Source organism: Streptomyces sp. NBC_01013 (genome assembly GCF_045162765.1).
Lineage (GTDB): Bacteria > Actinomycetota > Actinomycetes > Streptomycetales > Streptomycetaceae > Streptomyces.
The window spans coordinates 2,453,339-2,475,295 of record NZ_CP108687.1 but is presented as its reverse complement, the minus strand read 5'-3'; the positions used below and the strand labels follow the sequence as shown (position 1 = coordinate 2,475,295).

The 21,957-nt window shown below is 70.2% G+C and carries 2 protein-coding genes; both read left to right on the top strand.

The genetic code is table 11. The annotated features are described in order from the left end of the window. Positions 1 to 16 precede the first annotated feature (16 nt). Positions 17 to 10,756 (top strand): type I polyketide synthase, encoded by a 10,740-nt coding sequence (locus OG538_RS10440; RefSeq protein WP_406092335.1) that lies wholly within the window; start codon positions 17 to 19, stop codon positions 10,754 to 10,756. After that, on the top strand, positions 10,753 to 21,954 hold the full coding sequence (locus OG538_RS10435; RefSeq protein WP_406092333.1) for a type I polyketide synthase: 11,202 nt from the start codon (positions 10,753 to 10,755) through the stop codon (positions 21,952 to 21,954). The genes OG538_RS10440 and OG538_RS10435 overlap by 4 nt, the downstream gene beginning before the upstream one ends. The last annotated feature ends 3 nt before the right edge of the window (positions 21,955 to 21,957 follow it).

Sequence of the window (21,957 nt, the reverse complement as noted above, 5' to 3'; positions counted from 1 at the left end):
ACTCGGTGAGACCGATATGGCCAACGACGAGAAGATCCTCGACTACCTCAAAAAGGTGACCGCCGACCTGCACCGCACCCGGCGCCGCCTTCAGGACGCCGAGGCCGCCGCGCAGGAACCCATCGCCATCGTGGCCATGGGCTGCCGCTACCCCGGCGGGGTGACCACCCCCGAGGAACTGTGGCACCTGGTCGCCGAGGGCCGTGACGCCGTATCGGGCATGCCGGACGACCGGGGCTGGGACCTCGACCAGCTCATGGGCGAGGACGCCTCGCAGCCGGGCACCAGCTACGTCCACCAGGGCGGATTCCTGCAGGGCGCGGGCGACTTCGACGCCGGGTTCTTCGGTATCAGCCCCATGGAGGCGGAGGCCACCGACCCGCAGCAGCGCCTGACCCTCGAAGTCGCCTGGGAGACCTTCGAACGGGCCGGGATCGACCCGGAGACCCTGCGCGGCGGCCGCGTCGGTGTCTACATGGGATCCGGAATCCAGGACTACGGTGACTTCCCGGAGGGCGTGCCGGAGGCCGTCGAGGCCTACATGGCCACCGCGCGGGCCGCCTCCGTGATCTCCGGCCGGATCTCCTACACCCTCGGCCTCGAAGGCCCCTCCTTCACCGTCGACACCGCCTGCTCGTCGTCGCTCGTCGCCCTCCACCTCGCCGCACAGGCCCTGCGCCAGGACGAGTGCGCCCTCGCCCTCGCCGGCGGCGTCATGGTCATGTCGACGGCCGCCCCCTTCGTCGCCTTCAGCAAGCAGCGCGGCCTCGCGCCCGACGGACGGTGCAAGGCGTTCTCCGACAGCGCCGACGGCACCGGCTGGTCGGAGGGCGCGGGCATCGTCCTGCTGGAGCGCCTCTCCGACGCCCGCCGCAACGGGCACCCCGTCCTCGCCGTCATCCGCGGATCGGCCATCAACTCCGACGGTGCCTCCAACGGACTCACCGCCCCCAGCGGTCCGTCCCAGCAGCGCGTCATCCGCCAGGCCCTCGCCAACGCGCGCGTACCCGGCGCCCACGTCGACGTCGTCGAGGCCCACGGCACCGGCACCACACTCGGCGACCCCATCGAGGCGCAGGCCCTGCTCGCCACGTACGGCCAGGACCGCACCGCCGAACAACCCCTGCGGCTGGGCTCCCTCAAGGCCAACATCGGCCACGCCCAGGCGGCGGCGGGCGTGGGCGGCGTCATCAAGATGGTGATGGCCCTGCGCAAGGGCCTGCTGCCCAAAACCCTGCACGTCGAGCAGCCCTCCACCCACGTCGACTGGACCTCCGGCAACGTCAGTCTGCTCACCGAGGCCGAACCCTGGGCGCAGCACGGCCACCCGCGTACCGCCGGCATCTCGGCGTTCGGGCTCAGCGGTACCAACGCGCACGTGATCCTCCAGGAGGCACCGGCGCCGGAACCCACGACGGAACCCGCTGCCACCCCCGGTGCGAGCGAGCCGGCCGCGGAGCTCCGGCCCGCTCCCTTCACCTCGTCGATCGCCCCCTTCCTCGTCTCCGGACGCAGCGCCGCCGGTCTGCGCGCCCAGGCGGGGCAGCTGGCCGCCTTCGTGCGGGACGGGGCCGGCGCCACCGCTCGCCCCCAGGACATCGGTCGCGCCCTGGTCGCCACCCGCACCGCGTTCGAGCACCGCGCCGTCGTCCTCGACACCGGTACCCCTCCGGACGCGGACGGCAGCGAGCCCACCCCTCTGCTCGCCGGCCTGGACGCGCTCGCGGAGGGCGCCAAGGCACCGCACGTGATCCGGGGCACCGCCACCGGCCCCGCCCAGGTCGCCTTCGTCTTCCCCGGCCAGGGCTCCCAGTGGGTCGGCATGGCCGTCGAACTGCTCGCGTCCTCACCGGTGTTCGCCGACCGGATGCGCGAGTGTGCCGACGCGCTGGCCCCCTTCACCGACTGGGACCTCCTCGACGTCGTCCACCAGCGCCCCGGAGCGCCCACCTTCGACGAGGTGGACGTCGTCCAGCCCGTCCTGTGGGCCGTCATGGTCTCCCTCGCGGCCCTCTGGCGCGCCTGCGGTGTGGAGCCCGCCGCCGTCGTCGGTCACTCCCAGGGAGAGATCGCGGCCGCCTGCGTGGCCGGAGCCCTCTCACTGGAGGACGGCGCCCGCGTCGTCGCGCTCCGCAGCAGGATCATCCGCCAGGACCTCGCCGGACGCGGCGGCATGATGTCGGTCGCGCTGCCCTCCGCGGAGGCCGAGTCGGTGATGCGCGGCTGGGGCGACCGGCTCCAGATCGCCGTGGTCAACAGCCCCGCCTCCACCGTCGTCTGCGGCGAGACGGAAGCCCTCGACGAGCTGTACACCCACCTGGATGCCCAGGGCGTGCAGGCCCGCCGGATACCGGTGGACTACGCCTCGCACTCGGTGTTCGTCGAGGAGATACGCGAGCGCCTCCTGGCCGAGATCGCCGAGGTGACACCTCGCCCGTCCACCACGACCTTCTACTCGACGGTGACCGGCGGTCCGCTCGACACCACCGCTCTCGACGCCGGCTACTGGTACGAGAACCTGCGCCGCACCGTGCGCTTCGAGGACACCACCCGGGCCATGCTCGACGACGGGTTCACCCTCTTCGTGGAGGCCAGTCCCCACCCGGGCCTCTTCATCGCCATCGGCGAGACGGTCGCCGCGACGTCGTCCGCCGCCACCGCTGTCGGATCGCTGCGCCGTCACAGTGGCGATCCGGCCCGGTTCGCCCTGTCCCTGGCCGAGGCGTACGTACACGGTGCCCCGGTCGACTGGAGCCTCTTCCACGACGACGCCGCGCCCGCAGCCCACGTGGAGCTGCCGACGTACGCCTTCCAGCGCGAGCGCTACTGGGTCACGGCGCCCACCGGCACCGGCGACGTGCTGACCGCCGGCCTCGAACCGGCAGGCCACCCGCTGCTCGGCGCGCGGATATCGGCTCCGGACACGGACGCGCTCAGCCTGACGGGCCGCCTGTCCCTCGGCAACCAGCCGTGGCTCGGCGACCACCGCGTGGGCGACTCCGCGTTCTTCCCCGGCACCGGACACGTGGAACTCGTCATGTACGCCGGCGACCAGGTCGGCTGCCCCGTCATCGACGAACTGACCCTGGAGGCACCGCTCATCGTGCCCGAGCGGGGTGGTGCGGCGGTACGCGTAACGGTCGGCACCGCCGGCTCCGACGGCCGGCGTCCGGTGACCGTGCACGCCCGCGCGGAGGAAGGCGACCAGCCGTGGACGCGGCACGCGACCGGCGTCCTCGCCCCCGCAACCGCGGCCCGGATGCCCGGCGCCGAGGACGCGGCGTGGAGTGCGGCGCAGTGGCCGCCGGCCGGCGCCGAGCCCGTGGACCTGGACGGTTTCTACGACGGCATGGCGCAGGAGGGGCTGCGTTACGGTCCCGTCTTCCGCGGCCTGAACGCGGCCTGGCGCGCCGACGGCGACGTCTACGCCGAGGTCGCCCTGCCCACCGGCACCCCCGCGGCCGACTTCCATCTCCATCCGGCGCTGTTCGATGCCGCGTTGCATGGGGTGGCGTTGTCGGGTGCGGTGGGTGAGGGGGCCGCGTTGCCGTTTGCGTGGTCGGGTGTGTCGTTGGGTGTGGTGGGTGCGTCGGTGGTGCGGGTCCGGGTGTCGGTGGTGGGTGAGGGCCGGGTGTCGGTGGTGTTGGCCGATGTCGGTGGTGGTGTGGTGGCGTCGGTGGGTTCGCTGGCGTTGCGTTCGGTGGACGGGCAGCGGCGTGCGGTGGTGGAGTCGGGTGTGTCGGGGGCGCTGTTCGGGGTGGAGTGGCCCGAGGTGACGCTGCCCGGTGCGGCTGCCGTCGACGGTCTTTCCGTGGGGTGCTGGGCCGATCTCGTGGGATCGGACCGGGACGTGGTGCCGGACGTGGTGGTGTTTGATTCGGTGCGTGACGGTGGGGCGGGGGTTGGTTCACCTGCTGGTGTGCGGGATGCGGTGTGCGAGGCCTTGGCGGTGGTGCAGGAGTGGCTGAGCGATGAGCGGTTCGGGGATGCGCGTCTGGTCGTGCGGACGGTGGGTGCCGTGGCGCTGCCGGGCGAGGGCCTGACGGACGTGGCGGGGGCGGCCGTCTGGGGGTTGGTGCGGTCGGCGCAGTCGGAGAACCCGGGACGTCTGGTGTTGCTGGACAGCGCCTCGGGTGCCACGGCCGACGAAGCCGCGCAGGTGGCGTACCTCGGCGAATCGCAGGTGGTGATGCGCGAGGGCCGTGCCCACGTGGGCCGGCTGATGCGCGCGGCGCAGCCGGCCGAAGAGGGCCAGGGCGTGGAGTTCGGCTCGGCCGGGACGGTGTTGTTGACGGGTGGCACGGGGACGTTGGGCCGGGTGTTCGCGCGTCATCTGGTGGCGGAGCGTGGGGTGCGGCGGCTGGTGTTGACGAGTCGTCGTGGTGCTGGGGCCGAGGGTGCGGCGGAGTTGGTGGAGGAGCTTGAGGCCTGGGGTGCGGAGGTGGTGGTGGAGGCGTGTGATGCTGCCGACCGGGTTTCTCTGGAGCGGGTGTTGGGGGCGGTTCCGGTGGATCGCCCGTTGGTGGGTGTGGTGCATCTGGCGGGGGTGCTGGATGACGGGGTGATCGGTTCGTTGACGCCGGATCGGGTGGGGGCGGTGTTGCGGCCGAAGGTGGACGCGGCGCTGAACCTGCACGAACTGACGCGTGACATGGACCTCGCCGCCTTCGTCCTCTTCTCCTCGGTGGCCGGCACCTTCGGCAACGCCGGGCAGGGCAATTACGCCGCGGCGAACGCGTTCCTGGACGCCCTGGCCACGCACCGCAGGGCCGAAGGACTTCCCGCCCACTCCCTCGCCTGGGGCTTCTGGGACGAGGCCAGCGGGATGACCGGCAAGCTGTCCGGTGCCGAACGCTCCCGTATCTCGTCCTTCGGCGGCGTCTTCCCGATCTCCTCGGAAGGAGGCGTGGCCCTCTTCGACGCCGCGCTGCGGATGGACCGGCCGGTGGTCGTTCCGGTGCAACTCGACCTTGCCGCCGTACGGGCCCAGGGCGACAGCAGCCGCGAACTCTTCCGCACCCTGGTCCCGGTCGTCACCCGGCGCAGGGCCACGGGCCACGTCGAGGCGAACGGGCTGCAGCAGCGGCTCGCGCGCCTCACCGAGCCCGAACGCGAGGCCGCCATGCTGGAGGTCGTCCTCGAACAGGTCGCCTCCGTCCTCGGCTACAGCTCCCTCCGGGCCATCGAGCCGGAGAAGGCGTTCAAGGACCTCGGCTTCGACTCCCTGCGGGCGGTGGAATTCCGTAACGCACTGGCCGAAGCCACCGCGCTCCGTCTCCCCGCCACGGTCGTCTTCGACTACCCCACCCCCGTGGCCCTGGCCCGCCACCTGCTGGGCGAGGTGTCCGGGGCCGACGCCCCCACGACGGCCGTCCCCGCCGTGACGCGCACCAACCCTGCCGCGCACGCCGACGACCCGATCGCGATCGTGGGCATGGCATGCCGCTACCCGGGCAACGTCGGTTCACCCGAAGCCCTCTGGCAGGCCGTGACCGAGGGCGCCGACCTCATCTCCGACTTCCCGACCGACCGCGGCTGGGACCTGCGGAAGATCTACGACCCCGAAGGCGTACGGCCGGACACCAGCTACGTCGCTCGCGGCGGGTTCCTCGACGACGCCCCCGGCTTCGACCCGGCGTTCTTCGGCATCAGCCCGAACGAGGCCCTGATCATGGACCCGCAGCAGCGGCTGCTGCTGGAGACCTCCTGGGAGGCCTTCGAACGGGCCGGCATCGACCCGCTCTCCCTCAAGGAGAGCCGGACCGGCGTCTTCGCCGGAATGATGTACCACGACTACGCCCACAACGCGAGCACGGGCGGTATCGCCTCCGGCCGGATCTCCTACGTACTGGGCCTGGAGGGCCCGTCGATGACGGTGGACACCGCATGCTCGTCGTCGCTGGTGGCCCTCCACCTCGCGATCCAGGCGCTGCGCTCCGGAGAGTGCTCCCTCGCGCTGGCGGGCGGCGTGGCCGTCATGTCGGAGCCCGAGGTCTTCGTGGAGTTCAGCCGTCAGCGCGGGTTGGCGAAGGACGGCCGGTGCAAGTCGTTCGCGGGTGCCGCGGATGGTGCCGCGTGGTCCGAGGGCGTCGGTGTCCTGCTGGTCGAGCGGCTGTCGGACGCCCGGCGGCTCGGGCACGAGGTCCTGGCTGTGGTGCGCGGGACCGCCGTCAACCAGGACGGGGCGAGCAATGGGCTGACGGCTCCGAATGGTCCGTCGCAGCAGCGGGTGATCCGTGCGGCTTTGGCCGATGCGCAGATTTCGTCGGATCAGGTCGATCTGGTGGAGGCGCATGGGACGGGGACGCGGTTGGGTGATCCGATCGAGGCGCAGGCGTTGCTGGCGACGTACGGGCAGGGGCGTCCGGAGGGTGATCCGCTGTGGCTGGGTTCGCTGAAGTCGAATCTGGGGCATGCGCAGGCGGCTGCGGGTGTGGGTGGTGTGATCAAGGCGGTGCAGGCGATTCGGCATGGTGTGCTGCCGAAGACGTTGCATGTGGATGTGCCGACGCCGCAGGTGGACTGGGCTGCGGGTGCGGTCGAGCTGTTGACGGAGTCGCGTGCGTGGCCTGTGCGGGACCGTCCGAGGCGTGTGGGTGTGTCGTCGTTCGGTCTGAGTGGGACGAACGCGCATGTGATCGTGGAGCAGGCTCCGGTGGTGGAGGAGCCGGAGGCGGTTGGTGCGGTTGAGCTTCCGGTCGTGCCGGTGGTGCTGTCCGCGCGGAGCGAGGCGGGGCTGTCGGCGCAGGCCGGGAAGCTGCTGGAGCAGATCGGGGCTTCGTCCTCCCTGCTGGATGTGGGTTTCTCGTCGGTGGTGTCGCGTGCGGTGCTGGAGCATCGTGCGGTGGTCGCGGCGTCGGGCCGTGAGGAGCTGGTGCGTGGTCTGACCGCACTGGCCCAGGGTGAGCTGTCGTCTTCGGTGGTGCGCGGGATCGCGCGGCCGGCGGGTGCCACGGCCTTCTTGTTCACGGGTCAGGGTGCGCAGCGGTTGGGGATGGGCCGGGAGTTGTATGCGGCGTTCCCGGTGTTCGCGGCGGCGTTCGATGCGGTGCTGGTGGAGTTGGATGCCCGGTTGGGGCGTTCGTTGCGTGAGGTGGTGTGGGGTGAGGACGCCGACCTGCTGAACGGGACGAAGTTCGCCCAGGCCGGGTTGTTCGCGGTGGAGACGGCGTTGTTCCGGCTGGTGGAGTCGTGGGGTGTGCGCCCGGACTTCCTGGTCGGCCATTCGGTCGGTGAGATTGCGGCTGCGCATGTGTCGGGTGCGTTGTCGTTGGCGGATGCGGCTGAACTGGTGGTGGCGCGAGGCCGGTTGATGCAGGCGTTGCCGGTGGGCGGCTCGATGGTGGCGATCGAGGCGTCGGAGGCTGAGGTGCTTCCCCTGCTGAATGACGTGGTGGGGATCGCGGCGGTCAACGGTCCGCGGTCGGTGGTTGTTTCGGGTGGGGAGGCGGCGGTTGCTGATGTGGTGGAGAAGTTCGCCGGTCAGGGGCGTCGTACGAGTGTGTTGCGGGTGTCGCATGCGTTCCACTCGCCGTTGATGGAGCCGATGCTGGCGGAGTTCGGTGCGGTGGTGGCCGGGTTGTCGTTCGGTGTTCCGTCGGTTCCGGTGGTGTCGGGTGTGTCGGGTGATCTGTTGGAGGGTTGGGGTTCGGCGGAGTACTGGGTGCGGCATGTGCGTGAGGCGGTGCGGTTCGCGGATGCGGTGTCGTTCGTGGTGTCGCGGGGTGTGACGTCGTTTGTGGAGGTGGGTCCGGATGGTGTGCTGAGCGGGATGGCGCAGCAGTCGGTGGACGCCGAATCGGCGGCCGTCTTCGTTCCGGTGGTGCGCAAGGGCCGTCCCGAGGTGGGCGCGGCGGTCACGGCGCTGGGTCACCTGCACGTGGCCGGGGCTCCGGTGGACTGGTCCCGGTTCTTCGAGGGTTCGGGTGCTCGTCGCGTCGACCTGCCGACCTACGCCTTCCAGCACCAGAACTACTGGATCGTCGGCGAGCAGCGCGGCGCGGACCTCGAATCCATCGGACAGGAGTCTGCCGACCACCCCCTGCTGAGCGCGGTGGTGTCCTCGCCCGACTCGGACAGTGTGGTGCTGACCGGTCGCCTGTCGACCAGTTCACACCTCTGGCTCGCGGATCACGCCGTCGGTGACGCCACACTCTTTCCCGGCACGGGTTTCGTGGAACTGGCGCTGAGGGCAGCCCACGAGGTCGGCTGCACCACTCTGGAGGAGCTGACGCTCGAAACACCGCTGGTTCTCCCGGACCACGGGGGCGTCGCCCTCCAGGTCGTCGTCGCTTCTCCGGACGATTCCGGTCGGCGAGCGGTCACCGTTCACTCGCGAGGCGAGGAGACGAACCTGCCGTGGGTACGGCACGCCACCGGTTCGGTCACCGCCGTGGTTGATGCCCCCGGCGCCGAGGACATGGCGTGGAGTGCGGCGCAGTGGCCGCCGGCCGGCGCCGAGCCCGTGGACCTGGACGGTTTCTACGACGGCATGGCGGAAGCGGGCCTGCGGTACGGGCCGGCCTTCCGGGGGCTGAGCGGCGCCTGGCGGACCGACGAGCACGTCTTCGCCGAGGTGGGTCTCCCCGAAGGCACCGAGCCGGGAACCTACGCACTCCATCCGGCGCTGTTCGATGCCGCGTTGCATGGGGTGGCGTTGTCGGGTGCGGTGGGTGAGGGGGCCGCGTTGCCGTTTGCGTGGTCGGGTGTGTCGTTGGGTGTGGTGGGTGCGTCGGTGGTGCGGGTCCGGGTGTCGGTGGTGGGTGAGGGCCGGGTGTCGGTGGTGTTGGCCGATGTCGGTGGTGGTGTGGTGGCGTCGGTGGGTTCGCTGGCGTTGCGTTCGGTGGACGGGCAGCGGCGTGCGGTGGTGGAGTCGGGTGTGTCGGGGGCGCTGTTCGGGGTGGAGTGGCCCGAGGTGACGCTGCCCGGTGCGGCTGCCGTCGACGGTCTTTCCGTGGGGTGCTGGGCCGATCTCGTGGGATCGGACCGGGACGTGGTGCCGGACGTGGTGGTGTTTGATTCGGTGCGTGGCGGTGGGGCGGGGGTTGGTTCACCTGCTGGTGTGCGGGATGCGGTGTGCGAGGCCTTGGCGGTGGTGCAGGAGTGGCTGAGCGATGAGCGGTTCGGGGATGCGCGTCTGGTCGTGCGGACGGTGGGTGCCGTGGCGCTGCCGGGCGAGGGCCTGACGGACGTGGCGGGGGCGGCCGTCTGGGGGTTGGTGCGGTCGGCGCAGTCGGAGAACCCGGGGCGACTGGTCCTGCTGGACGGTGAGCTGGATGACGTGGGTGGCCTGACCGGGGCCGCACAGGTCGTGGCCCTGGGCGAGTCCCAGGTGGTCGTGCGGGGGAGCCGTGCGCACGTGGGTCGGCTGGCACGTGCCCTGCCGTCCGCAGAAGACACCGGAAGGGCGGAGTTCGGCTCGGCCGGGACGGTGTTGTTGACGGGTGGCACGGGGACGTTGGGCCGGGTGTTCGCGCGTCATCTGGTGGTGGAGCGTGGGGTGCGGCGGTTGGTGTTGACGAGTCGTCGTGGTGCTGGGGCCGAGGGTGTGGCGGAGTTGGTGGAGGAGCTTGAGGCCTGGGGTGCGGAGGTGGTGGTGGAGGCGTGTGATGCTGCCGACCGGGTTTCTCTGGAGCGGGTGTTGGGGGCGGTTCCGGTGGATCGCCCGTTGGTGGGTGTGGTGCATCTGGCGGGGGTGCTGGATGACGGGGTGATCGGTTCGTTGACGCCGGATCGGGTGGGGGCGGTGTTGCGGCCGAAGGTGGACGCGGCGCTGAACCTGCACGAACTGACGCGTGACATGGACCTCGCCGCCTTCGTCCTCTTCTCCTCGGCCGCCGGTGTTCTCGGCAATCCGGGGCAGGGCAATTACGCCGCGGCGAACGCGTTCCTGGACGCCCTGGCCACGCACCGCAGGGCCGAAGGGCTCCCCGCTCAGTCCCTTGCCTGGGGTCCCTGGGCGGATGGCGGCATGGCGGACAGCCTGCAGAGCGCCGACGCCCAGCGGATGCGCCGGACCGGCATCGAACCCCTGTCGGGCGAGGAGGGAACCGCTCTCTTCGACGCGGCCGAGACTTCCGGTGGTGCCGCACTCGTCACCATGCGAGTCGACCTCACCGGACCAGGGGCCCCGGAGCCCGACGACCTGCCCGACCTGTTCCGCGGACTGGTACGGCCCAGTGGCCCCCGAGCCACCGACACGTCGACGTCCGGTGCCGCTACGTTCCGCCGGCGCATGAACTCCCTGACCGACGACGAGCGAGCGGAGCAGGTGCTCGACCTCGTACGGGCCCATGCGGCCGCGATCCTCGGGTATGCGGGGCCCTCGGCCATCGAGCCGGACCGGGCGTTCAAGGAGCTCGGGTTCGACTCGCTGGCCGCGGTGGAATTCCGTAACGGGCTGGCCCAGGCCACAGGACTGCGCCCCCCGGCGACGCTGGTCTTCGACTATCCGAACTCGCGCGCGCTCGCCCAGTACCTCGCGGGGGAACTGCGTCCCGACGCCCCCACGGACGACGAGGTCGTCGGGGAAGAGCGAGTCCGACGCATTCTGCAGGGAATTCCCCTGAGCCGGCTCAGGGACGCAGGACTGATGGAAGTCCTCTTCGAACTCGCCGGTGCTCACGACGAGCCGGTGAATCCGGCAGCGGGCACGGATGAGCTTTCGCCCGACTCCATCGACTCGATGGATGCCGAGAGCCTGATCAGCATGGCGCTCGACGGTTCCGGCCTTGACGACGCGACGCAGGGAATGTGAGTGCCCCGATGAGTAATTCTGACGAGAAACTGGTCGCCGCGCTCCGGGCGTCGCTCAAGGAGAACGACCGTCTGCGGGCCCACAACAGGAAGCTGTCGTCAGCGGCCCGCGAGCCCATCGCCATCGTCGCGATGAGCTGCCGTTTTCCGGGGGGTGTCGAATCTCCCGAGGCTCTGTGGCAGCTGGTGAACGATGGTGTGGACGCCATATCCGAGTTCCCGGAGAACCGCGGCTGGAACCTCGGTGATCTCTACGATCCGGACGGCGAGCGACAGAACACCAGCTACGTCAACAAGGGCGGATTCCTTCACTCCGCGGACACGTTCGACCCGGTTCCGTTCGGCATCAGCCCGAACGAGGCCCTGATCATGGACCCGCAGCAGCGGCTCCTGCTGGAATGCTCGTGGGAGGTGTTCGAGCGGGCCGGAATCGACCCCGCCACCTTGAAGGGCAGCAAAACCGGCGTCTTCGCCGGAATGATGTACCACGACTACATCCACAACAGCGCTACCGGTTCCATCGCGTCGGGCCGTGTCTCGTACGTCTTCGGCTTCGAGGGGCCCTCGATGACGCTGGACACGGCGTGCTCGTCGTCGCTGGTGGCGTTGCACCTGGCGGCCCAGGCGCTGCGTTCGGGCGAGTGCTCGATGGCGCTGGCGGGCGGCGTGGCGGTGATGTCGACGCCTGAGGTCTTCGTCGAGTTCAGCCGACAGGGCGGACTGTCCAGGGACGGTCGTTGCAAGTCGTTCGCGGGTTCCACCGACGGCACCAGCTGGTCGGAGGGGGCCGGCGTCCTGCTCCTGGAGAAGCTCTCCGACGCTCGCAGCAACGGACACCCGGTCCTGGCCGTGTTGCGGGGCAGTGCGGTGAACCAGGACGGGGCGAGCAATGGGCTGACGGCTCCGAATGGTCCGTCGCAGCAGCGGGTGATTCGTGCGGCTTTGGCCGATGCGCAGATTTCGTCGGATCAGGTCGATCTGGTGGAGGCGCATGGGACGGGGACGCGGTTGGGTGATCCGATCGAGGCGCAGGCGTTGCTGGCGACGTATGGGCAGGGGCGTCCGGAGGGTGATCCGTTGTGGCTGGGTTCGCTGAAGTCGAATCTGGGGCATGCGCAGGCGGCTGCGGGTGTGGGTGGTGTGATCAAGGCGGTGCAGGCGATTCGGCATGGTGTGCTGCCGAAGACGTTGCATGTGGATGTGCCGACGCCGCAGGTGGACTGGGCTGCGGGTGCGGTGGAGCTGTTGACGGAGTCGCGTGCGTGGCCTGTGCGGGATCGTCCGAGGCGTGTGGGTGTGTCGTCGTTCGGTCTGAGTGGGACGAACGCGCATGTGATCGTGGAGCAGGCTCCGGTGGTGGAGGAGCCGGAGGCGGTTGGTGCGGTTGAGCTTCCGGTCGTGCCGGTGGTGCTGTCCGCGCGGAGCGAGGCGGGGCTGTCGGCGCAGGCCGGGAAGCTGCTGGGGCAGATCGGGGCTTCGTCCTCCCTGCTGGATGTGGGTTTCTCGTCGGTGGTGTCGCGTGCGGTGCTGGAGCATCGTGCGGTGGTCGCGGCGTCGGGCCGTGAGGAGCTGGTGCGGGGTCTGACCGCACTGGCGGACGGTGGTGTCGGGGCCTCGGTGGTGCGGGGATCGGTGCGGCCGGCGGGCAAGGTCGCGTTCCTGTTCACGGGTCAGGGTGCGCAGCGGCTCGGTATGGGCCGGGAGTTGTATGCGGCGTTCCCGGTGTTCGCGGCGGCGTTCGATGCGGTGCTCACCGAGCTGGATGCCCGGTTGGGGCGTTCGTTGCGTGAGGTGGTGTGGGGTGAGGACGCCGACCTGCTGAACGGGACGAAGTTCGCCCAGGCCGGGTTGTTCGCGGTGGAGACGGCGTTGTTCCGGCTGGTGGAGTCGTGGGGTGTGCGCCCGGACTTCCTGGTCGGCCATTCGGTCGGTGAGATCGCGGCTGCGCATGTGTCGGGTGCGTTGTCGTTGGCGGATGCGGCTGAACTGGTGGTGGCGCGGGGCCGGTTGATGCAGGCGCTTCCTGCCGGCGGCTCGATGGTGGCGATCGAGGCGTCGGAGGCTGAGGTGCTTCCCCTGCTGAATGACGTGGTGGGGATCGCGGCGGTCAACGGTCCGCGTTCCGTGGTCGTCTCGGGTGCGGAGGTGGCGGTTCGTGAACTGGTCGCGACGTTCGAGGCGCAGGACCGCAGGACGAGTGTGTTGCGGGTGTCGCATGCGTTCCACTCGCCGTTGATGGAGCCGATGCTGGCGGAGTTCGGTGCGGTGGTGGCCGGGTTGTCGTTCGGTGTTCCGTCGGTTCCGGTGGTGTCGGGTGTGTCGGGTGATCTGTCGGAGGGTTGGGGTTCGGCGGAGTACTGGGTGCGGCATGTGCGTGAGGCGGTGCGGTTCGCGGATGCGGTGTCGTTCGTGGTGTCGCGGGGTGTGACGTCGTTTGTGGAGGTGGGTCCGGATGGTGTGCTGAGCGGGATGGCGCAGCAGTCGGTGGACGCCGAATCGGCGGCCGTCTTCGTTCCGGTGGTGCGTAAGGGCCGTCCCGAGGTGGCCGCGGCTGTGGCGGCGCTGGGTCACCTGCACGTGGCGGGTGTCCCGGTGGACTGGTCGCGGTTCTTCGAGGGTTCGGGTGCTCGTCGCGTCGATCTGCCGACGTACGCCTTCCAGCGCGAGCGGTACTGGATGGAAGCGGAACTCGGCGGAAACGACGCAGGATCGTTCGGCCTGGGCACCACGGATCACCCGCTCCTCGGTGCGAGCGTCGCTCTGGCGGACGCCGATGAGCTGGTGCTCACCGGACGGCTTTCGCAGGCTACCCAGACCTGGATAGCCGATCACGGCGTGCTGGGCAGTGTCCTTCTCCCCGGCACGGCCTTCGTCGAACTGGCCGTCAGAGCAGGCGACGAGGTCGGATGCGACCTCCTGGAAGAGCTGACGTTGCAGGCGCCACTCGTGGTCCCCGAACAGGGCGGGGTCGCGATTCAGGTGGCGGTCGGCGCAGCCGATCCGACGGGGCGGCGTTCGGTCCACATGTACTCACGGGCCGATGGCGCAGACCGCGGGCCGTGGACGCGTCACGCGGAAGGCATCCTCGCCCTGGGTGCGCAGACCCCTGGTTCAGATCTGACCGCGTGGCCGCCGAAGGGTGCTACGGCGGTCAGCGTCGAGGGAGCCTACGCCCTCCTTTCGGAGCGCGGCTACGGCTACGGTCCGGTGTTCCAGGGGCTCAAGGCCGCCTGGACTTCCGGGGAGGAGCTGTACGCGGAGGTCGCTCTGCCCGACTCGGCGCACGACGACGCCCAGCGTTTCGGCCTGCACCCTGCTCTGCTCGACGCCGCCATGCACGTGGCGCTCATCGATGACGGTTCGCGGACCGACGAGTCGACCGTGCTGCCCTTCGCCTGGACCAACGTGGCTCTTCACGCGGCGGGGGCGTCGGCTCTCCGCGTACGGATCGCGCCGGCCGGGCAGGACAGCGTGTCGGTCCTGGTGGCCGACGGGGCGGGCCGGCCCGTGCTCACCGTCGGTGCGTTGGTGTCCCGGCCGGTGTCGGTGGAGCAGTTGGCCGGGTCGGGTGTGGGTGGTGCGTTGCATGAGGTGGTGTGGCGGCCGTTGGTGGGGGCCGGGGCGGCGGAGGGTGCGTCGGAAGCGGTGGTGTTCGAGGTGCCGGTGCCGGTGGTGGGTGTGGATCCGGTGGTGGGTGTGCGGTCGGTGTTGGGCGAGACGCTGGGGGTGGTTCAGCGCTGGTTGGTCGGTGATGAGGGTGCGGGTGGTCCTTTGGTGGTGGTGACGCGTGGTGCGGTGTCGCTGGGTGGGGATGTGGGTGTGGATGTGTGTCTGGCGCCGGTGTGGGGGTTGGTGCGGGCTGCGCAGGCGGAGAATCCGGGTCGGTTCGTGTTGGTGGATGTGGACCCTGTGGGTGGTTCGTTCGAGGATGTTGCGGGTGTGGTGCTGGGTTCGGGTGAGCCTGAGGTTGCGGTGCGTGGGGGTGAGGTGCTGGTTCCGCGCCTGGTCGAGGTGCCGGCCGGTGACATGGCGCAGGAGGCCCTGGACGGTGTGGGTGACGGGGTCGTGTTGGTGACGGGTGGTACGGGTGGTCTGGGTGGGTTGGTTGCCCGGCATCTGGTGGAGGCGTGTGGGGTGCGGCGTCTGGTGTTGGCGGGGCGTCGTGGTGCGGAGGCTCCGGGGGTCGAGGAGCTGGTGGCGGAGTTGGGGGGTTTGGGTGCCGAGGTGTCGGTGGTGGCGTGTGACATGTCGGACCGGGCTGCGGTGGCTGGTCTGGTGGGGGGTGTGGGTGCGGATCTGGTTGGTGTGGTGCATGCGGCGGGTGCGGGTGACAACGGCCTTGTGGGGTCGATGGATGTGGCGCGGCTGGATCGGGTGCTGGGTGCGAAGGCTGATGGTGCCTGGTATCTGCATGAGCTGACGCGTGGGTGTGAGCTGGCGTTCTTCGTGATGTTCTCGTCGGCGGGTGGTTCGGTGCTGGCGGCGGGTCAGGCGAACTACGCGGCGGCGAACGTGTTCCTGGATGCGTTGGCGGTGCGGCGTCGGGCGGAGGGCCTGCCGGCCACTTCCCTCGCGTACGGGCTGTGGGCGGGTGCGGGGATGGGTGAGTGGTTGGGTGAGGCGGATCTGGAACGGATGAGGCGTCAGGGCTTGCCGGCGCTGGAGCCGGAACACGGTCTGGCGTTGTTCGACGCGGGTCTGGCCTCGGGCCGGGCTGCGCTGGTCCCGTTGCCCATCGACGTCACCGCGCTGCGCACCCGTACCGACACCATCCCCGCACTCCTCCGCGACCTCATCCCCACCACCAGACGCCCCGCGGCCCGCGCGGTCGCCGGGGCCGGAGACGGGCAGGAGCTGCTGCGCAGCCTGGCGGGACTCGCGGACGACGAGCGGGCCCGCAAGCTGCTGGAGATGGTCCGTGGCCGAGTGGCCAAGGTGCTGGGCCATGCGTCGGCCCAGGCCATCGAGGCGGACCGGCCCTTCCAGGAGCTCGGCTTCGACTCGCTCAGCGCGGTGGAACTCCGTAACGAACTGAACCTGACGACCGCGCTCCGGCTCCCCGCGACGCTGGTATTCGACTACCCGACCTCGCGGGCCGTGGCGGGGTACATCGACGGTGAGCTCGACGGAAGCGGAGCGCGGGAGGTCGAGCAGTCGAGCAGCGGACCTGCGGGACGCGACCTGGACGACGAGCCGATCGTCATCGTGGGCATGGCGTGCCGCTACCCCGGCGGAGTGACCTCGCCCGACGACCTGTGGGATCTGGTCGCCGACGGCCGCGACGCCGTGTCGGGCTTCCCTCGCGACCGGGGCTGGGACATCGAGGGCGTGTACGACCCCGAGCCGGGCGTGCCGGGTAAGACCTACGCCAACGAGGGCGGTTTCCTCTACGAGGCCGGTGATTTCGACCCGGCGTTCTTCGGTATCAGCCCGAACGAGGCCCTGATCATGGACCCGCAGCAGCGGCTGCTGCTGGAGGCGTCATGGGAAGTCCTCGAACGTGCGGCGATCGATCCCCGCTCCCTGAAGGGGACCAGGACGGGAGTCTTCGCCGGTCTGATGTACCACGACTACGGCCAGGGAACGGAGGCCGCCGCGACCACGGGCGGCAGCCTGGTCTCCGGACGGATCTCCTACACCCTGGGCCTTGAGGGTCCATCCCTGACGGTCGATACGGCGTGCTCGTCGTCGCTGGTGGCGTTGCACCTGGCGGCCCAGGCGCTGCGTTCGGGCGAGTGCTCGATGGCGCTGGCCGGCGGCGTGGCCGTGATGTCCACCCCGGACATGTTCGTGGAGTTCAGCCGTCAGCGCGGGTTGGCGAAGGACGGCCGGTGCAAGTCGTTCGCGGGTGCCGCGGACGGCGCCGCATGGTCCGAGGGCGTCGGTGTCCTGCTGGTCGAGCGGCTGTCTGACGCCCGGCGGCTCGGGCACGAGGTCCTGGCTGTGGTGCGCGGGACCGCCGTCAACCAGGACGGGGCGAGCAATGGCATGACGGCTCCGAACGGTCCCTCGCAGCAGCGGGTGATCCGCGCGGCCCTGGAGAACGCCGGACTGTCGTACTCCGATGTCGATCTGGTGGAGGCGCATGGGACGGGGACGCGGTTGGGTGATCCGATCGAGGCGCAGGCGTTGCTGGCGACGTACGGGCAGGGGCGTCCGGAGGGTGATCCGCTGTGGCTGGGTTCGCTGAAGTCGAATCTGGGGCATGCGCAGGCGGCTGCGGGTGTGGGTGGTGTGATCAAGGCGGTGCAGGCGATTCGGCATGGTGTGCTGCCGAAGACGTTGCATGTGGATGTGCCGACGCCGCAGGTGGACTGGGCTGCGGGTGCGGTGGAGCTGTTGACGGAGTCGCGTGCGTGGCCGGAGCGGGACCGTCCGAGGCGTGTGGGTGTGTCGTCGTTCGGTCTGAGTGGGACGAACGCGCATGTGATCGTGGAGCAGGCTCCGGTGGTGGAGGAGCCGGAGGCGGTTGGTGCGGTTGAGCTTCCGGTCGTGCCGGTGGTGCTGTCCGCGCGGAGCGAGGCGGGGCTGTCGGCGCAGGCCGGGAAGCTGCTGGAGCAGATCGGGGCTTCGTCCTCCCTGCTGGATGTGGGTTTCTCGTCGGTGGTGTCGCGTGCGGTGCTGGAGCATCGTGCGGTGGTCGCGGCGTCGGGCCGCGAGGAGCTGGTGCGTGGTCTGACCGCACTGGCCCAGGGTGAGCTGTCGTCTTCGGTGGTGCGCGGGATCGCGCGGCCGGCAGGTGCCACGGCCTTCTTGTTCACGGGTCAGGGTGCGCAGCGGTTGGGGATGGGCCGGGAGTTGTATGCGGCGTTCCCGGTGTTCGCGGCGGCGTTCGATGCGGTGCTGGTGGAGTTGGATGCCCGGTTGGGGCGTTCGTTGCGTGAGGTGGTGTGGGGTGAGGACGCCGACCTGCTGAACGGGACGAAGTTCGCCCAGGCCGGGTTGTTCGCGGTCGAGACGGCGTTGTTCCGGCTGGTGGAGTCCTGGGGTGTGCGCCCGGACTTCCTGGTCGGGCACTCGGTCGGTGAGATCGCGGCCGCGCATGTGTCGGGTGTGCTGTCGTTGACCGACGCCGCTGAACTCGTGGTCGCACGGGGTCGGTTGATGCAGGCGCTGCCTGCCGGCGGCTCGATGGTGGCGATCGAGGCGACGGAGGAGGAGGTGCTTCCGTTGCTGAACGACGGGGTCGCGGTGGCTGCCGTGAACGGTCCTCGGTCGGTGGTCGTCTCAGGTGTGGAGGTGGCGGTTCGCGAGCTGACCGCGACGTTCGAGGCCCAGGACCGCAGGACGAGCGTGCTGCGGGTGTCTCACGCCTTCCACTCGCCGTTGATGGAACCGATGCTGGCCGAGTTCGGTGCGGTGGTGGCCGGGCTGTCGTTCGGCAACCCGTCGATTCCCGTGGTCTCGAACGTGACGGGCGAGGTGTCGCAGGAGGTCGCGACGCCGTCGTACTGGGTGCGGCATGTGCGGGAAGCGGTGCGGTTCGCGGACGCGGTCCGCTTCCTGGATGACCAGGGCGTCACGTCCTACGTCGAGCTGGGCCCCGACGGCGTCCTGAGCGGAATGGCACAGCAGTCCGCACGCTCGGAATCAGCTCTCTTCGTTCCGGTGGTGCGCAAGGGGCGGCCCGAGGTGGCCGCGGCTGTGGCGGCGCTGGGTCAACTGCATGTGGGGGGTGTCCCGGTGGACTGGTCTCGGTTCTTCGAGGGTTCGGGTGCTCGTCGTGTTGATCTGCCGACCTATGCGTTCCAGCGTGAGCGGTTTTGGTTGGAGTGTGTGGGTGGTGGGGATGCGGGTGGTTTGGGGCAGGTGGTGGTTGATCATCCGGTGTTGGGTGCGGCGGTGGCGTTGCCGGATTCGGGTGGTGTGGTGTTGACGGGTCGGTTGTCGGTGGAGGGGATGGGGTGGTTGGCGGATCACGTGGTGTTGGGTTCGTTGTTGTTGCCGGGGGCGGCGTTTGTGGAGTTGGTGGTGCGGGCTGCTGATGAGGTGGGTTGTGGGGTGGTGGAGGAGTTGACGTTGCGGGCTCCGTTGGTTGTTCCGGAGCGTGGTGGGGTGGCGTTGCAGGTGGTGGTGGGTGGTCCGGACGAGGTGGGGTGTCGTTCGGTGCGGGTGCATTCGCGTCGGGAGAGTGCGGGTGCGGAGTGGGTGTTGCATGCGGAGGGTGTGGTGGGTGGTGGTGCGGGGGAGTCGGTGCCGGCGTTCGACCTCACCGCATGGCCCCCGCCCGGTGCGGCCAGGGTCGAGGTGGCCGACATGTACGACCTCCTGGCCGAGCGTGGCTACGGCTACGGTCCGGTGTTCCAGGGGCTCAAGGCGGCCTGGATCTCCGGGGAGGACATCTTCGCCGAGGTGGAACTCGACGACTCCGGACACGCGGACGCCAAGCGGTTCGGGCTGCACCCCGCGCTCCTCGACTCCACCATGCACGCCCTCGGGCTCCGAGCGGCCGACTCCGCATCCGGCCCGGAGGAGGACGACCGCCCCGCGCTCCCCTTCTTCTGGGAGGGCGTCCGTCTGTTCGCCTCAGGTCCGACCGCGCTGCGCGTACGCCTCACGGGGTCCAGTGACGACACCGTGTCCCTGGCGATGGCTGACACCGCTGGAGCACCGGTCCTGTCGGTCGATGGACTGACACTCCGTCCGGTGTCGGTGGAGCAGTTGGCCGGGGCGGGTGTGGGTGGTGGGTTGCATGAGGTGGTGTGGCGGCCGTTGGTGGGGGCCGGGGCGGCGGAGGGTGCGTCGGAAGCGGTGGTGTTCGAGGTTCCGGTGCCGGTGGTGGGTGTGGATCCGGTGGTGGGTGTGCGGTCGGTGTTGGGCGAGACGCTGGGGGCGGTTCAGCGCTGGTTGGTCGGTGATGAGGGTGCGGGTGGTCCTTTGGTGGTGGTGACGCGTGGTGCGGTGTCGCTGGGTGGGGATGTTGGTGTGGATGTGTGTCTGGCGCCGGTGTGGGGGTTGGTGCGGGCTGCGCAGGCGGAGAATCCGGGTCGGTTCGTGTTGGTGGATGTGGACCCTGTGGGTGGTTCGTTCGAGGATGTTGCCGGTGTGGTGCTGGGTTCGGGTGAGCCCGAGGTTGCGGTGCGTGGGGGTGAGGTGCTGGTTCCGCGCCTGGTCGAGGTGCCGGCCGGTGACGTGGTGCAGGAGGCCCTGGACGGTGTGGGTGACGGGGTTGTGTTGGTGACGGGTGGTACGGGTGGTCTGGGTGGTTTGGTGGCGCGGCATTTGGTGGAGGCGTGTGGGGTGCGGCGTCTGGTGCTGGCGGGGCGTCGTGGTGCGGAGGCTCCGGGGGTCGATGAGCTGCTGGCGGAGTTGGGGGGTTTGGGTGCCGAGGTGTCGGTGGTGGCGTGTGACATGTCGGACCGGGCTGCGGTGGCTGGTCTGGTGGGGGGTGTGGGTGCGGATCTGGTTGGTGTGGTGCATGCGGCGGGTGCGGGTGACAACGGCCTTGTGGGGTCGATGGATGTGGCGCGGTTGGATCGGGTGCTGGGTGCGAAGGCTGATGGTGCCTGGTATCTGCATGAGCTGACGCGTGGGTGTGAGCTGGCGTTCTTCGTGATGTTCTCGTCGGCGGGTGGTTCGGTGCTGGCGGCGGGTCAGGCGAACTACGCGGCGGCGAACGTGTTCCTGGATGCGTTGGCGGTGCGGCGTCGGGCGGAGGGCCTGCCGGCCACTTCACTCGCGTACGGGCTGTGGGCGGGTGCGGGGATGGGTGAGTGGTTGGGTGAGGCGGATCTGGAACGGATGAGGCGTCAGGGCTTGCCGGCGCTGGAGCCGGAACACGGTCTGGCGTTGTTCGACGCCGGTCTGGCCTCGGGCCGGGCTGCGCTGGTCCCGTTGCCCATCGACGTCACCGCGCTGCGCACCCGTACCGACACCATCCCCGCACTCCTCCGCGACCTCATCCCCACCACCAGACGGCGCACTGCCGTGACCAGGGCGGATGCGACGTCTCTGCGACAGCGATTCGCGCAGACCGATCAGGCCGGGCAGGAGGCCCTCCTCAGGACGCTCGTCATGGAGCGGGCGGCCGCGCTCCTCGGCCACAGCAGCGCGGACGCCCTCGACGCGGAGCGGGACTTCCTGGAGGCGGGTTTCGACTCGCTCAGCGCCATGGAACTCCGTAACGCCCTGATGAAGGACACCGGGCTTCGGCTCTCCCCGATGGTGGTCTTCGACAGCAAGAGCCCGGCGGAGCTCGCCCGGCTGCTGCGGACGGAGCTCCTGGCGGCAGGGCCCCTCGCGGCCGACGAAGCGGGAGCGTCCAGGGGGACCGACGGGGCGGAGAAGACGGCCGCCGGTGAGGCCGAGGCCCCTTCGGTCGGCAGGCCGCCCGAGACGCTCCGCGACCTGTTTTATTCCGCCGTCGTCTCCGGCCGCGCGGACAAGGGATTCGCGCTCCTTCAGGCGGCCGCAGACGTCCGGCCCGGCTTCGGCTCCCTGGACGAGATCGACCGACTGCCCGCCGCGGTGCGTCTCGCGGACGCCTCCGAGGGGCCGCACCTCATCTGTCTCAGCACCCCCATGGCCACCGGCGGTGTCCACCAGCACGCGCGTCTGGTGTCCCACTTCGGAGGCAGGCACAAGATATCCGCCCTGCCCGTCCCCGGATTCCTTGCGGGCGAGAGCCTTCCCACGTCATCCGATGCAGCCGTCCAGGCACTCGCCCGGAGCGTGCTGGACGCGGCGGAGGGCAAGCCCTTCGTTCTGCTCGGCTACTCCTCCGGCGGCACCCTCGCCTACGCCACCGCCGGACACCTGGAACGGGCATACGGGGTGCGCCCGGCGGGCGTCATCCTGCTGGACACGTTCAAGGTCCACGACGGCGGGAGCGACGGCGTCCCCCTCGACGGCCTCGCACTCGGCATGTTCGACAAGGAAGCGGTGTTCGGCCGGTTCGACAGCAGCCGGCTGTCCGCGATGGGCCGCTGGGTCGAACTGGTGCCGCAGCTCCCGCTCACCCCGGTCGAGGCCCCGGTGCTCTTCGTCCAGTGCACCCAGTCCTTCGTACCGGACGGGGACGACACGTCCCCCGACCTGGCCAGTGGCCGTGCCGAGCCCTGGGAGGCCGCCCATACCCTGCGGACCGTGCGCGCCAACCACTTCACGCTCGTCGAGGACCGCGCCGAGGAGACCGCGCACGTCATCGACGAGTGGCTGGCCTCGAACGCGACGGCGGCCGGCACCGGAGTGGCCGAGTGACCC